9 protein-coding genes are annotated in these 15643 nt (G+C 40.8%); 6 read left to right on the forward strand and 3 right to left on the reverse strand.

Annotation, left to right across the window (positions count from 1 at the left end; all coding sequences use genetic code 11):
* Positions 1-266: 266 nt before the first annotated feature.
* The 3 genes from QZT73_RS15480 to QZT73_RS15490 all read left to right on the forward strand — a co-directional run bounded on the left by QZT73_RS15480 (position 267) and on the right by QZT73_RS15490 (position 4057).
* A complete protein-coding gene (locus QZT73_RS15480; protein WP_291783916.1) occupies positions 267-1601 on the forward strand; it encodes a TIGR00366 family protein in 1335 nt (444 codons plus the stop codon).
* Between the two features lie 72 nt (positions 1602-1673).
* On the forward strand, positions 1674-2693 hold the full coding sequence (gene mgrA, locus QZT73_RS15485) for an L-glyceraldehyde 3-phosphate reductase (protein ID WP_291789109.1): 1020 nt from the start codon (positions 1674-1676) through the stop codon (positions 2691-2693).
* A 113-nt stretch (positions 2694-2806) separates the two neighbouring features.
* Entirely contained in the window at positions 2807-4057 is a 1251-nt protein-coding gene (locus QZT73_RS15490; RefSeq protein ID WP_291789110.1) for a neutral/alkaline non-lysosomal ceramidase N-terminal domain-containing protein, read from the forward strand.
* On the opposite strand, the gene QZT73_RS15495 is transcribed toward QZT73_RS15490, so the two are convergent.
* Positions 4054-6243 (reverse strand): DUF5916 domain-containing protein, encoded by a 2190-nt coding sequence (locus QZT73_RS15495; RefSeq protein ID WP_291789111.1) that lies wholly within the window; start codon positions 6241-6243, stop codon positions 4054-4056. The genes QZT73_RS15490 and QZT73_RS15495 overlap by 4 nt on opposite strands.
* A 154-nt stretch (positions 6244-6397) precedes the next feature.
* Between QZT73_RS15495 and QZT73_RS15500 the strand changes: the two genes are divergently transcribed.
* The 3 genes from QZT73_RS15500 (at position 6398) to QZT73_RS15510 (ending at position 10746) form a co-directional block, all read left to right on the forward strand.
* On the forward strand, positions 6398-6919 hold the full coding sequence (locus tag QZT73_RS15500) for a DinB family protein (RefSeq protein WP_291785077.1): 522 nt from the start codon (positions 6398-6400) through the stop codon (positions 6917-6919).
* 418 nt (positions 6920-7337) lie between these two features.
* Positions 7338-9116 carry an acyl-CoA dehydrogenase gene (locus tag QZT73_RS15505; protein ID WP_291785074.1) on the forward strand — a complete coding sequence of 593 codons (1779 nt, stop codon included), beginning with the start codon at positions 7338-7340 and terminating at the stop codon, positions 9114-9116.
* Positions 9117-9261: 145 nt separating this feature from the next.
* Positions 9262-10746: a carboxypeptidase gene (locus tag QZT73_RS15510; protein WP_291785072.1), complete on the forward strand. Its 1485-nt coding sequence runs from the start codon at positions 9262-9264 to the stop codon at positions 10744-10746.
* 433 nt (positions 10747-11179) lie between these two features.
* Here the strand turns inward: QZT73_RS15510 and QZT73_RS15515 are convergent, their stop codons facing one another.
* Together QZT73_RS15515 and QZT73_RS15520 are read right to left on the reverse strand one after the other, a co-directional pair.
* Positions 11180-12595, reverse strand: a complete 1416-nt coding sequence (locus tag QZT73_RS15515) for a RagB/SusD family nutrient uptake outer membrane protein (protein ID WP_291789113.1) — start codon at positions 12593-12595, stop codon at positions 11180-11182.
* Positions 12596-12605: 10 nt separating this feature from the next.
* Positions 12606-15643, reverse strand: a 3038-nt coding sequence (locus QZT73_RS15520; protein ID WP_291789116.1) for a TonB-dependent receptor, incomplete at its 5' end; no start/stop codon positions are given.

Raw genomic sequence — 15643 nt, forward strand, 5'->3', positions numbered from 1 at the left:
AATCAGGTTAAAAATCATCGTTCAAATAGGGTTAAATCTATTTTAAATTGCTTATTCAATATAGATGCAATTTATTGAAAATCATAAATTTGTAATTAGTTTTCTTTACGGACAAAATAGCTTTTGATCGATCCATGATAAAAGTGAAATTTGCGCTGAAAATATTGATTTCACTTTAAGGAGCAAAAAGGCAAGACTTAAAAATGAATTCTATTCAGGCTAATAAATCAAAATATGATTTATTTTGCTTGTCTTAAGCCAACCTTATGAAAAAACTCTCCTTCCCCCACCCTATGGTTATCATGCTGGCCTTTGTAGGCCTTGCAACTATTTTTACCTATGTTATTCCGGCAGGTTCTTTTAACAGGGTTTTGGATGAAGATACTGGCCGTGAAGTGGTGATCCAGGGAAGTTATCAAACAACTGAAAACAAACCTGTCAGTATAGGGAAAATGTTCCTCAGTGTGCCTGAAGGAATTATTGAGGGAGTTGAGGTGGTGGTTTTAATTCTTATTATCGGAGGGGCATTTTATGTGGTTGACAAAACAGGGGCTTTTCAGACAGGTTTGGAATCCTTGATTCATCGTTTTAGAAACTCCAAATCCTATCTTTTGATCCTCATTGGAATTTTATTTGCCACAGCTGGTGCCCTGAACGGATTACAGGAAGAAATCATTGCCATGGTGCCTGTCCTAATGATCTTAAGTAGAAAAATAGGTTATTCTAAAGTTTCCATAGTTGGCCTTAGTTTAGGCTGTGCTATAATTGGTGCTGCCTTTGGCCCTACCAATCCATTTGGAGTGATCATAGCCCAAAAAGTGGCTGAAATCCCCTTGTTTTCGGCTTGGGTTTATAGAACCGTGTTTTTGTTTATCGCTCTTCTGCTGTGGATTATTTATATCATCAGAACAGGAAAAGATCCTAATGCTGAGTCAATGGAGGCAGAAAAAATTCCGGAAAAAATGTCGAGATCCCATAGTTTCATCTTGTTTTTGGTTGGATTGACTTTCGGGGTAATGATTTATGGTCTGACCAATTGGAACTGGGATTATAACGAAATGTCGGCGATATTTTTTGCAATGGGATTGCTGGTCGGAGTAATCGGAAATTTGGGTATAAATGGCACTGCCAAAGCCTATGCAGAGGGGTTTGCTGAGCTTGTTTTTGCAGGGATTATTGTGGGTCTTGCACGGAGTATTTATTTGGTGCTTCAGGAGGGTCAGATTATTGACACGATTATCTATGCGCTTTTCCAACCCTTGGAAAGCTTACCCTTAGGCCTTTCGGCTTTCGGAATGTTGATTTCGCAGGCAATTCTACACATTCCTGTTCCAAGTACCTCTGGGCAGGCAGTACTGACCATGCCCCTGTTGACCCCTGTTGCTGACTTAATAGGGATGCCCAGCCAGGTAGCGGTGCTGGCTTACCAATATGGGGCAGGAATAATGGACCTGGTAACTCCTAGCAATGGCGCCTTAATGGCTATCTTAGCTGCAGCAGGGATTTCTTATAAAGATTGGATCCAATATGCCTGGAAACCTATTTTGGTAGTATTTACTATTGCTGCCGTATCAGTAGTAGGCGGTATTTTCTTACTCTGAGAAAGAATATGATGGATGGGTTTATTCTTCCTGAATCATTGTTTAAATTCAAAGCTTAAACCTAAATAACCTATGCGCATCAACGACCACCAACCTTTACCCCCTTTTGTAGCCAATGAAGCCCGCTATGATAAAATGCCTTTTCGCCGCTGTGGGCAAAGTGGCATTTTATTGCCCCAGATTTCATTAGGTCTCTGGCACAACTTTGGGCACAATGCAGATTTCAAAAATGCCAGAAGCATATTAAGGCAGGCTTTCGATTATGGCATTACCCATTTTGACCTGGCCAATAATTATGGACCTCCTTATGGTTCTGCTGAAGAGAATTTTGGAAGGATCATGGAAATGGATTTTAGGTCATACAGGGATGAACTGATTATTTCAACTAAAGCCGGCTGGGACATGTGGCCAGGTCCTTATGGTAACCTTGGTTCCAGAAAGTACCTCATTTCGTCTCTTGACCAGAGTTTAAAAAGAATGGGATTGGATTATGTGGATATTTTTTACCACCATAGACCTGATCCGGAAACACCATTAGAGGAAACCATGGGTGCTTTGGACCATATCGTCCGCTCGGGAAAAGCTTTGTATGTCGGCATATCCCAATATTCCGCTGAGGATACCCTTAGGGCCTCTCAGCTATTGAAGGAAATGGGCACGCCGCTTTTGATTCACCAACCCCGATACAGCATGTTTGACCGCTGGGTAGAAAATGGTTTGCTTGACGTCCTTGGCGATGAAGGCATCGGTTCCATTGCTTTTTCACCACTTGAGCAGGGAGTTTTGACGGACAAATACCTAAAAGGCATTCCGGAAGACAGCAGGGTAGCAAAAGATGGACGTTACCTGAAAGAAGAACAAATTTCGGATGAAGTAATCAACAAGGTGAAGGCCCTGAACGAAATCGCCAAAAACCGAGAGCAAAGTCTGGCTCAAATGGCTATTGCATGGTTACTAAAAGACGAAAGGGTAACCACTGTGCTGGTAGGGGTAAGTAAATCCGAGCAACTGGCGGACAATGTAAAAGCTTTGAACAATATCCGTTTTTCCAAAGAAGAACTGGAAGCTATTGAAGGCATCTTGAGCACTTAAAACATGGCATTTGCAGAGAAGGAAATGACATCTTGTGCCCTCATTCTGCGAATTTAATATTTAGGACAAGTTGTGGATCTAATAGATAACTTAATCCAATTCTATACCACCAAATGAAGAGCTACTTATACTCCATTATTCTTTTTCTTTTACTTCTTTCTTGTGGTCAGAAAAAAGAGGAAGTCCAAAATCTCCAAGTGGGGGTATCAAAAGCGGTTATAAATCCCCCTATGAGCGCATTTATCGCAGGGGATAAACAAAACAGGAAGTTTACCGGGATTTTGGACAGTTTGTACGTTAAGACAGCGGTCTTTTATGACGGCAATGAAAGTTTTGCCTTAGTAACCGTTGACTGCATTGGCTTACTTTATCAGGATCTGTTGAAAATCAGGGAAAAAATTGGCACAATGGACTTAGGTATCCCCTTTTCTTCCGAAAATATCGTCATAAGTTCCACCCATACCCATTCCGGACCGGATGTGGTGGGATTATGGGGTGAAGATTTTACACAAAGTGGGGTGGATTCTGTATATATGGATTTTTTGGTCAAAATTGCGGCTGAACAAATCCTAACTGCAGCTTCCAAACTGGAAAATACCGCTGTCAGATATGCGAGCACAGAATATGGTCATGATTGGGTAGCCAATATCTGTGAAGAAGAAATAGACCGTTCGGTTACCATACTGCAGTTTCTCAATGATAAGGGGCAAAATATCTTGTCTCTGACCAATTTTGCCTGTCATCCTACCTATCTTGATGCCGTTTATAATGAAGTTTCAGCGGACTATGTGGCAGGATTTTACCAAGAAATGGAAAAGCAACTCGGTGGAGAACATCTCTACCTACAGGGGGCTATCGGTGGATGGATACAACCTATTGATAAGGGCATATCTTATGAAGAAGTACTCCAAAGGGGATCAGGCTTAGCCAATGCGGCGATTTCAGCATTGAAAGAAGGGGAAAGTTTAAAATCAAATTACTTGTCATTTCGCAGTAAAAAAATCAATCTGCCTGTCGAAAACGAAGCTTGGAGGCAGTTGGCAGCTGGAGGGATAATCCAAAGAACCATTACAGAGGTTGTGGAGACTGAAGTGGTATGGTTTTCAATTGGGGAAGCCAATTTTGCTTCGCATCCGGGAGAAACGGCTCCTATTTATGGGCTTCATACCAAAGCCATGATGCCCGAAGGCCCTCAATTTGTTCTAGGATTAGGACAGGATGCACTGGGCTATATTGTCAAACCCGACTATTTCGAGGATCAAACTTTGCCACACGCGCCTTATCTGACCAGTATGTCATTGGGAAAAAATACAGGTCCCTACTTAATGCAGGTTTTGAAAGCTTTAGCCGAAGAACATCACTAAAACCTAAATGTATATGCCAGTTTGATATTGGTCCTGTCTTCGATGGAGAGAAATCGATCCGTCAATCTAAACCAATTGTGGTTATAGACGATGAAAAAAGTATTCCCTGGATCAATTACCCAGGTAAATCTGCTATTGGTACCCAAAAATCTAGTGATATTATCATATTGAACATTAAAATTGACAGAAACCCATGGCGAAAAATCATAGCCTGAAATCAAACGGATAATATGGGTATCAAAATTACCTTCTGCCAACCGCACTTGGGAGTGAATCCAAGAAGCCGTAAGGTTAAGGCCTATGATAGGACGCATAAATAAGTCAGCGGTAATATTGGTCTCTGTACCAGTCCAAAAACCATTTCTTGAATACACAAGAGAACCGCCGATTTTTCTAAAAGGCGCCGATTGGGCTGTGATAGTATATCCCAAATTGTAATAATCACCCACATCAATCACATATTCACCATCCCTTAAGATATCAAAAGGCCTATCCAAAAATTCATAATTATAATTGGCCTGAAACTGTAAGATATCTCCTGATTCAAACCTTAAACCTAAAAACCTGATGCGATGGTTTACAGTTGCCGGTCTCCAATCCATTTCCATGAGGTACTCGAAATAATATTGCCAACTCAATTCCCGTATAAGCCCACTATTTTTCCATAAAGGGCTAAAGCTAATGGAAGGCTGTAAGCGACGAAAGCCAACCCTGGGGGCAAAACCAGTTGCAGGATCATAATTTACACCAAACTCCCTGTATGACATATGAGCCATCCAGGGCTCATTAGGAAAATTGATTCTTCCACCCCTCACCGATCTGTCCCAAACTGTACTTTCATCACCGAAAAAATTCGGTGTATGTCCCACAAAAAAAGCTTCAAATTGCAGGTTTTTATTACCCAAAAATTTGGAGGTATTCAAGCTGAGATCCATACCCAGGGTTTCCCGAAGAGGTAAACTGTCTCCCTCAGTATCTCTTCTGGTATAAATTACGCCAATGGTACTTTCCTCTGAAATATTTTGAACTACCCTACCCACGGTGAAATTTTCAGCTTGTCTTTCTCCTTGGGCAGCTGTATTGACATGTAAAAAACCAATATCGGTATCTTTTACCCTGCCAATCATCCTGCCTCCATACCTTATTGGGATAGGTAATCCCTCCTGTAAGCCTATCCTTCTACTGAAATAAGGGTTAGGATTACTGGAAGGTGCAAATAAAAATATATTGGCTCCTTCTAAAAAAAAGGCCCTTCTTTCTGGAAAGAAAAGTGGAAATCTTGTAAGATTGATCTGCCTGTCATCCACCTCTGTTTCTGCAAAGTCGGTATTGATGGTGATGCCAGCTTTAAGATTAGGCGTAATGTTGTAATTCAGTTCACCACCAAAATTATGGTTGAACTCGGCTGTTTTGGGACTTTCCAAGTTTTCCCGTTGCCTTACTTGGGTACCGATAGCATAAGGTATAGCTTCCAATCCTATACCCTGATTGATATCTTTCAATCCTACAAGCTTTCCCGCATCCTGAGGTCTTTGAATACCCTGATTTCTTTGAAATCCTGACCATAACACATCCTCATTTTTTCTTCGGATAGTCCGTAAAAAATTGATACCCCAGGTATCGTTGTTGGGATCAAAATTCAAGGTCATAAAAGGTATGCGGATTTCAGTCATCCAGCCCTCCGGGGTTTTGGCTACCCATGCCCTCCAAATTCCATCCCAAGATCGGTTGATGGAGGTTCCTTGTCCAACCCTCAAAATTCCATCTCCCATCAAGCCCAGAGGGTTAATTTCAAAATAAAATGCGGAACGTTGGTCATTATAGGTATCCAAAATGAATACAAACCTATCATCGGTATCTAGAACTGCATCCCGCTTTCTTTGAAAAGCTTTTATTTTATCAGGCTCCGAATCAAAAAACTGTGCACTGATATAGAGGTTTTCTGTATCATAGGCAATCCTTATTTCAGTGCGTTCAGATGCGGGATTTCCTGGCACAGGTTCCTGTTGGTAGAAATCACTGATGACAGCGGCTTTTTGCCAAAAAGCTTCCTGGGTATGACCATCCAGTTCAATACTTTCTCCAGGTTGCATTTTATATGCTTCTATGGTTTTCTGAGCATATACATTAACATTGGATAAATAAAGAATAAATAATAAAAAGATAATGTTGGTATAAGCTTGCACAGTTCAAAACTCTACAATTAAATACATTTTGCATTGTTTAATTATGTTAATGGTATAATCATTTTATAGAAGAAGCTAAATTTCAAACGATTTACAGCAGTAATTCAATGGAAATTCAGAAATTTGTTATTTCAAAAAAAGAAATTTAGAAGTGATGGAGTGGATAGAAGCATTAGAGAAGATAAATGTCGAAGTGCAGGAAAGTTTCGGAACATTGAGCAAAGAAAAGCTTTATGCCAAACCTGATCCAGAAAAATGGAGCATTGCTGAAAACCTGCAACACCTCATCCAAGTCAATGAAAGTTATTTTCCTATTTTTAGCAGGCTGGAAAAAGGAAATCTTCATCAAACTTTTATAGGTAAAATCGCCTTTTTCAGAAATATTTTTGGGAATATGATTTACGCATCCGTATCGGATGGGGGTAAGAAAAAAGTGAAAACCTTCCCCCTTTGGGAGCCCAAAGGCCTGGAAAAAGAAGAGGATATTGTGGAAAAATTCCTTCAGCAACAAGAAGTCCTCAAGCAGTGGATAGACAGGCTACAACCTTGTCTAGAAAAAGAAGCAGTGATACACTCCCCCGCCAATAAATTAATTGTTTACAACCTTTCTAAAGCCTTGGATATTATGGTTGCGCATGAAAAGAGGCATTTGGATCAAGCCATCAGCACTTTATAAATGAAGCAATAAAACCATAAAGAATAGAAAACTGATTTGACCTTTAATAACCGGATAGAATAACATCAAATTTAAACTTGCTGTTTAGGTGGATTTTTTTTTAATTTAATAGTTTGATTGGGTAATGATTAACTGTTCCATTTCAAATTAAGTGTGCCATGAATATGAAAATCACCAAAAAAGACATCGCTTTCTTTTTCCTAGGGATTTTGCCATGTTCCTTTTTGATACCATTTATAACTGGGATGAAATTGTTGCGGCATTTAAAGAAGGTTTTAATAGTGCAATAGAAGATGAGAGATTAAAATTGGAATAGGTTGAACTTGTTCCCAATAGTAGTCTTTTCTAACCCTAGGTTAAGTTTTCTTTTTATTATTCGGTAAGTTCTGCTTATCATTAGCATAAAGATTGATTTATTATGCCATTTTATTCCAAAAGAGACCTTGAATTCCAATTATTTGAAAACCTACAAATATTGGAACTTACCCAACTGAATTATTTCGAAGACCATTCTAATGAGACCTTTCATATGGTATTGGAAGCTGCTGAAAAGATTGCTGAAAATTCACTACATCCTTTGCTTACTGAAATGGATAGGAATGAACCGCAATTAGTAAATGGCAAAATCCAGGTACATAAAGGGATGAAAAAGATCATCCAACAATTTGGAGCCGATGGCTGGATCAATGCCACCTTTCCTTATGTGGAGGGAGGACAGCAACTCCCCAATACCTTGCATATGGCTGCAGGATTTATTTTTCAAGCAGCAAATTATTCCGCATCAGTTTATCCTTTTCTTACTACGGGAGCAGCCAATCTTATCCGGACTTTTGGGGGCAAAAACTTGATTGATAAATTTACCCCGAATATGTATTCGGGAAAATGGCAGGGCACCATGGCCTTGACCGAACCAGATGCAGGTTCTTCTTTATCTGATCTAAGCACAATGGCCATTCCAACTGAAATTGAAGGGGTTTATAAAATCAAGGGACAAAAAATATACATTTCTTGTGGAGACCATGATGCTTGCGAAAATATCATCCATCTGATGTTGGCCCGAATTAAGGGAGCGCCTGTTGGTGTCAAGGGCATCTCCTTATTTATTGTCCCTCAAAAAAGGGTTCCTGATGGTAGGCCCAATGATGTATTGACAGAAGGCATTTATCATAAAATGGGATATAAAGGAGCTCCTATTGCCCATTTGATGATCGGTTCCAATGATGCTTGTGAGGGCTTTCTGGTGGGTGAAGCCAATAAAGGATTGGCTTACATGTTCCAAATGATGAATGAAGCACGTGTTGGTGTTGGGATGAATGCCGCTGCCATCGGGACGGCAGCTTATTATGCTTCCTTAGCTTATGCCAAAGAAAGGCCACAAGGAAGGAAAATAGGCGACAAAGACCCTTCACAACCTCAAATCCCTATTATACAACATGCAGATGTGAAGCGGATGTTACTTTTCCAAAAGTCTATCACTGAAGGTGCTTTGTCTTTACTTTTGTATTGCAGCAAATTGGGGGATATTGCCCATGTAGGTGATGGAAAAGAAAAGGAGGAAGCATTCCTTCTACTCGATTTTTTGACCCCTATTGCAAAAAGCTATCCTTCTGAAATGTGTTGTCTGACTACCTCAACAGCAGTTCAGGTGCTGGGTGGTGCTGGTTACACGACCGATTTTCCTGTAGAGCAGTATTATCGTGAAGCCCGCATTCACCCTATTCATGAAGGTACTACGGGTATTCATGGAATGGATTTGCTGGGGCGGAAAGCCACCATGCAGGAAGGAAAGGCTTTAAAACTTTTTGTCAGGGAAATTTCAAAAACCATTCTTCAGGCCAAAGATATGCCAGCGATCACAAGCCATGGGGAAAAACTGGAAAAATACCTGCAAAGAGCCCAACAAACAGTAGGTTATTTGTTTACAAAAGCAGGGAAAAACCCTGAAGCCTATCTTGCAGATGCTACCCTATTTTTGGAATACACAGGAATCCTGACCATTGCTTGGCAATGGTTGAAACAGGGCATAACTGTACAAAAGCAATTGGATAAGGGAGTTGCTGAAACTTCATTTTACCAAGGTAAAATCATATGTTTGCGCTATTTCTTTGAATATGAATTGGTCAAAATGGATGGACTGGGTAAAAGACTAATGGCTGCAGATATGCCTACTTTGGATATGCAGGATGATTGGTTTTAAGTAGCTTCTTAAATATTGACATAGCTACTTATAATCTTGTTCCATTTATAAAGCTATACTTCGATTCAAACAATATTACTATTTCGTGGAAAAGGGAATGAGTAAATTACAATAGCTTAATTATTGATTAATAAAACCCAAAAAAATGAAAAAAAAGCTATTGAGTTTAATGATCATGGCCTGCGTCTTTACTACCCTGTATGCTCAGGAAAAAAGAGAGGTGAAAGTGGAATCTACCTCGGTAACAACAGGCAATGCTACGATCAAGGGCAACCCTGTTCCTTACAAAGCTACTGCCGGTACCATGCCGGTATGGAATGAGGATGGAGAACCTATTGCCACCCTTTTTTATACTTATTATGAAAGAACTGATGTGACCGACAAGAGTACCCGTCCTTTGGTGTTTTCTTTTAACGGAGGTCCTGGTTCAGGCTCCCTGTGGATGCACTTGGCCTATACAGGCCCTTATGTGCTCAACATCGACGATGAAGGCTATCCATTGCAGCCTTACGGTGTAAAACAAAACCCGCATTCTATATTGGATGTGGCAGATATTATCTATATCGATCCCGTAAATACAGGCTATTCCAGGATTGTTGATAAGGAAACTCCCCGATCCACTTTTTTTGGGGTGAATGCAGATATCAAATATTTAGCAGATTGGGTAAAGACCTTTGTGACCCGACAAAACCGGTGGCCATCTCCAAAATACCTGATCGGTGAAAGTTATGGTACAACCAGGGTTTCTGGGCTTGCCAATGAGCTTCAAAATTCCCATTGGATGTACCTGAACGGAGTCATTTTGGTATCTCCAACCGGCCTTGGTCTGGACAGAAGCGGACCTGTAGCCAAAGCCAATTACCTACCTTATTTTGCTGCTACTGCTTGGTACCATGAGGTATTACCTGCAGACCTGCAGTCCAAAGATTTAGATGAGATCTTGCCTGAGGTGGAAAAATACACTTTAGATGTAGTACTTCCTGCAATAGCCAAAGGCGGTTCACTTCCTGAGGCAGAAAGAAAAGCCATTGCCAAGAAGATGGCCTATTATTCAGGCATCAAAGAGGAGGTTTTTCTAAATTTTGCATTGGCAGTACCGACCAGTTTCTACTGGAAGGAATTGATGCGTGATAAAGGACTGACTGTTGGAAGATTGGACAGCCGTTACAGGGGCATTGACCAGACCGATGCTGGAGAGGTTAGAGATTACGATCCGGCACTGACAGCATGGAACCATGCCTTTTCCCCAGCGATGAATTATTATGCCAAAAACGTTTTGAAGTACGATACCGACTTGACTTATTACCTATTCGGTCCTGTTCGTCCTTGGGATAGGAGCAATGATAATACTGGGATGCAGTTGGCTCAGGCCATGTTGCAAAATCCTTACTTACACGTGATGACCCAATCCGGTTACTATGATGGTGGCACGGATTATTTCAATGCCAAGTACAACATGTGGCAGATGGATCCTGCGGGTAAATTACAGGATAGAATGAGCTTCAAAGGTTATAGAAGTGGTCATATGATGTACCTGAGGGCAGAAGATCTGGCCAACTCCAACGAGGATGTAAGACAGTTTATCCTGAAGACCATTCCCCCAAAGGATAAGCCGGCAAAGTACTGGTAGGATGAGGCGAAAAACGAGCTGCCTTCCATAGGTAAGAGGTTAGAGATTTCGGAAGGTGTAATGCAGATTTGTGAAATGGAACCATTAAGGAGTTAAGGCATTGAGAGATTCATTCAGTTGAATTCTGCACGGCTTTAACTCCTTTTTAGCAAGATAAAAGGAGATATTATCGATCATACCAAATGATTGCGCAAAATAGATCCGACCCTCATATCAATTTGGCTAAAAAAAATATCTTTTAGGCTAAGCAACACTTTTGCCATTTTTGAGATTGGCCAATAATTAAGATAAAAAATGCTGTGATCCTTCTCCTCAACTTCAAGTGAAAATTGGCTGAAGTTGAAGCAGAATTATCATGTGCAAATCAAAAGAGCCTGCAGCTCAAAATAAGAGCATGCAGGCTACTATTTAACTAATCATATCAATCTTATCACTAACGATAAGCGGGGTTTTGAACCATATTGTTGTTGGTGAAAATCTCTGAGTTAGGAATAGGGAAAATATACCTTCCTCTATCTCCTATTGCATAAGTACTTGCACCGGTAGTCCTGGGAATATTGGTGAATTCCGTGATAGCCCTATCGGTCCTTGTCATATCAAAGAATCGGTGTCCTTCAATTGCAAACTCAAACCTTCTCTCATCCAAGATTAGGTCTATCAACTCATTGGAACTACCTGCAGTGGCATCAGCTAAACCCGCTCTATTCCTCACTGCATTGAGATCTGATAACCCACCAGCGATATTATTTTGGTTGGCCCGAGCTTCTGCTCTGATCAGGTACAGTTCAGCAATCCTCAATACTGGAACATTACTTGCGTTCTGAATTTCATCAAATTTGGTAGAATAATATACACCTCCAAATGCAGGATTCAGCGCTATCAGTTCACTTCTTGAGTCAACACCCTGTCTGGCAAGCAATTCATCTGCAAAGGGCATGTGAAAACTCAAACCTCCCCTACCTGCCAAACTCGCGGGAAAATACCATTGCCTAAAACCACTGAAATCCACCACGTTGTAATGCATTTCAAAAATTGATTCAGCAGAGAAGTCAGTTCTGAATATATCAGAAAAAGGCTCCACAAGCTCAAAAGAAGCTTGACTGATCACTTCTGAAGCTTTGGTTTCTGCCTGTGCCCAGTTATCAAGATAAAGGTAATACCTGGCCAACATGGCTGTTGCCGCTGGTTTTGTTAAACGGGATCTGGATAGGAAATTGCTAGCTCTGGAAGCAGGCAATAAACTCTCACCCAATTCAAGATCTTCTCGTACTTGATTCCAAGTGGCTTCCAAGCTTGCCCTTTCTTTAAAGGCATCCTCACCGACACCAATTGAAGGTGCTGTTTCTATAATTACTCCAAGTTCTCCATACTTTCCAGGTATTCCGCCAAAATATTTCACCAACTCAAAATACATCATACCTCTAAAGGCATACGCTTGGCCAAGCATATCATTTTTTCTATCCGTTGACAAACCGGGTACATCCGGTGCAAAAGCAATGATATTATTCGCTAAATCAATGGTTCTGTATATTTGTGTATACAAATCATCAATTTCCGTATTATCTGGTGTCTGACTGAATTCATCAATCACATTGAAATTATCCCAGGTATCAATTGACTGGACTAAATCCGAAGCCAATTCTCCCAAAGTTTGGGTCCTCCAGTTATACACCAATTGTGCTTCATTATATAGACCATTTAAGGCCGCTTCTGCATTCACAGGATTTGAGAATGCTTCACTGGTTGCAATCTGAAATTGAGGATCTTGATCAAGTACATTGCAACTTATCCCCAGACCGGACAGCACTAGAAGTCCTGCCGCTATTCCTTTATATATCTTATTATTCATCTTCATAGCTTTAGAAAGTTAAGTTTACACCGAGAGTATAGGTTCTTGGTTGTGGCATAACCGCTATATCTACACCTGATACCAAATTTGAGGGACTTGTACTTACTTCCGGATCCAGACCTGTATAATTGGTCCAAGTAATCAGGTTTTGGGCCATGCCATAAATACGCGCTCTTCCTATACCGACTCTTGAGGAAATTGGAGATGGAATGGTATATCCCAAACTTAAGTTTTTCAATCTTAGGAATGATCCATCTTCCACATGTCTGGAAGGTCTCAAATTAGCACTATAGTTTCTTGAGGCCATTCTTGGAACATCAGTAATATCTCCTGGCTGTTGCCATCTGTCCAATTGTTGGGTAGTGTAACCCGTAGCTCTTTCTCCTCCATGCTCAAAAAAGAACCTGCCATAATTCAAAATATCACCACCTTCACTAAATTGGAAAAACACCATCAAATCCCAATTTTTGTAGTTAACCATATTGGTGAAACCTCCTACGTATCTTGGGATAGCAGAACCAAATATTTGTCTGTGGATGTTTGGATTAAATTCTTCATCCCCCATGGTATCCCAGATAATATCTCCTGTCTGAGGATCAACTCCTTCCTGAACATGCACCCAAAATGAATTCAAAGGATATCCTTCCTCAACCCTTACATAATCACGAGTAAAAGTGGAGAATGGGAAGGCCAAACGGGTAACAAGGTTGTTGTTCCTGGATACATTAAAATTGGCATTCCATGTAAAATCCTGCTTTTCAATTATGGAAGCGTTAATTCCTAACTCAAAACCGCGGTTTTGCATTTCTCCAAAGTTTTGCGTAAGAATACTAAAGCCCAATGACTTCGGAACTGGAACATTTAATAAGAGATCTCTGGTTTGTTTGTCATAATAATCAAAGGTCAAAGTTAGCCTATCGTTCCATAAGCCAACATCCAAGCCAACATTGAATTGAGCAGTGGTTTCCCATCTCAAGTCAGGATTGGCCAATTGGTTGGGAGCAATACCAGGAGCGTCTACATAAGATGCAGGGCCTGTTGGCTGTCCTACGCCACCCAAATTAAGACCACCTCTCATACCACCCCAAAGTCCTAATGCCTGGAAATCTCCAATTCCACCTTGGTTTCCTGTAATACCATAACTGGCTCTAATTTTCATATCAGAAACTGTACCCCTGATAGCTTCCATAAAGCTTTCATCCACTATTCTCCAAGCACCGGCAATGGAAGGGAAATAACCCCATCTATTATCCGCACCAAATCTTGAAGAAGCATCAGCACGCATATTGGCAGTAAATAGGTATTTTCCTTTGTATCCATAATTTATTCGGGTAAAGAATGAGGCGATGCCCCAAGAAGTACCGGTACTGCTTGCATTTTTGACTGCAGCAGATTCAATTCTTTTAAAGGAATTTGAAGGAAAGCCTTGACCAAATGCCTGAGTTCTCAGGAATTGGTTTTCCTGAAGGGTATTTCCAAGAAGTACATTGATGTTATTGCTCCCGAAATTCTTTTGATAAGTCAATACATTTTCATTGATCCAGTTATTACTTCTGGTTACAAAAGACTGTGCCGAACCATTAAGCGCAGCCCCAGCAGCTAGGAAAGTATTGAAATACCTATCCTCTTCCACCAGGTTATTGTCAATACTCCAGGTACTTCTAAAAACCAGACCGTCGGTAATTTCCCAATCTGCATACACACTACCAATTATACGGGTAGTTTTCATTAGGTAATCCGTCTCATTTGCTACAGCAACAGGATTTTCCCAGAAAGGCCTGAAGTAAGTACCGTCATCATTGAAGATGGGAAAGTTACTTGGGTAGAAAAAGGCCGTAGAAAGTGCCCCTGCAATGGCATTTCCATTGAGCGCCCTATTTCTTGTATTCACAGAGTAGGTAGCACTGGTCCCAATTTTCAACCTTGGAGTCACCATAAAATCCAAGTTCATTCTGGCACTGCTTCTTTCAAAATCAGCTGGTCTTACGAGACCTTCTTGGAAAAAATTATTGGCAGATACAAAGTATTTTATTTTTTCATCACCTCCAGCTACAGAAGCATCAAGATTCCTAATGGAACCTGTTTGGAATATCTCATCCAGCCAGTTGGTATCTATCGCTCCATCAGGATTTGGAAAAGGCGCATTATATGGTTGTCCTGAAGGATTTAGTGCATCTAGCGAACCATTCCTATCTATCCAATTGTTTCGGCTGGCTTCATTTTGGAGCCTTTCAAAAGTAGGGCCATCTACCCTAATTTCATTTGGATTTCTCCAAGGTTCTGAAATACCCGCATACATATTGATATTCACCACAGGTTTACCTGATTGTCCTCTTTTTGTGGTAATCAATACCACGCCATTGGCTGCCCTTGCACCAAAAATGGCTGTTGCTGAGGCATCTTTCAAGATTTCCATGGATTCAATATCAGCCGGGTTCAAATCTGCCAGTGGATTTGTAGGTTGACCAAAGGTTGTTGCCGCTAAATTATCCGAAATAATTGGCACACCATCAATAACATACAGCGGATCTGAATTTCCCGTGATGGACGTAGTACCCCTGATTCGGATATTCATACCACCACCAGGTTCACCAGATTCAGAATTAACTACAACTCCCGGAGCCCTACCTTGTAAAAACTGATCAGGCGAAACAATCGGTATATTCTCTACATCTTTCCCCTTGATAGAAGAAATTGCACTCGTCAGGGTTCGCCTGTCCTGTTCTCCATAACCTACTACAATCACCTCTCCAAGCGCCCTGGTATCAGCAACCATGGTTACCGATATCTCTGACCTATTGGCAACCCTTATTTCCTGGGTGTTGTAACCAATAAATGAGAACACCAAAACATCATCTGCTGAAGTGACACCTATAGAAAATCTCCCATCGATATCTGTTGCAGTTCCTATACCGGTACCCTTGACCAGTATATTTACACCGGGAATCCCATCTGGCTCATCTTCCGATACCACCCGGCCTGTAACTGTTTGCGTTTGAGCATATATACTTATTGCTCCAAGCAAAAGCATACATGTCAAAAGTAAAG

The sequence above is a fragment of the Cecembia sp. genome (assembly GCF_007126775.1).
Classification (GTDB): domain Bacteria; phylum Bacteroidota; class Bacteroidia; order Cytophagales; family Cyclobacteriaceae; genus Cecembia.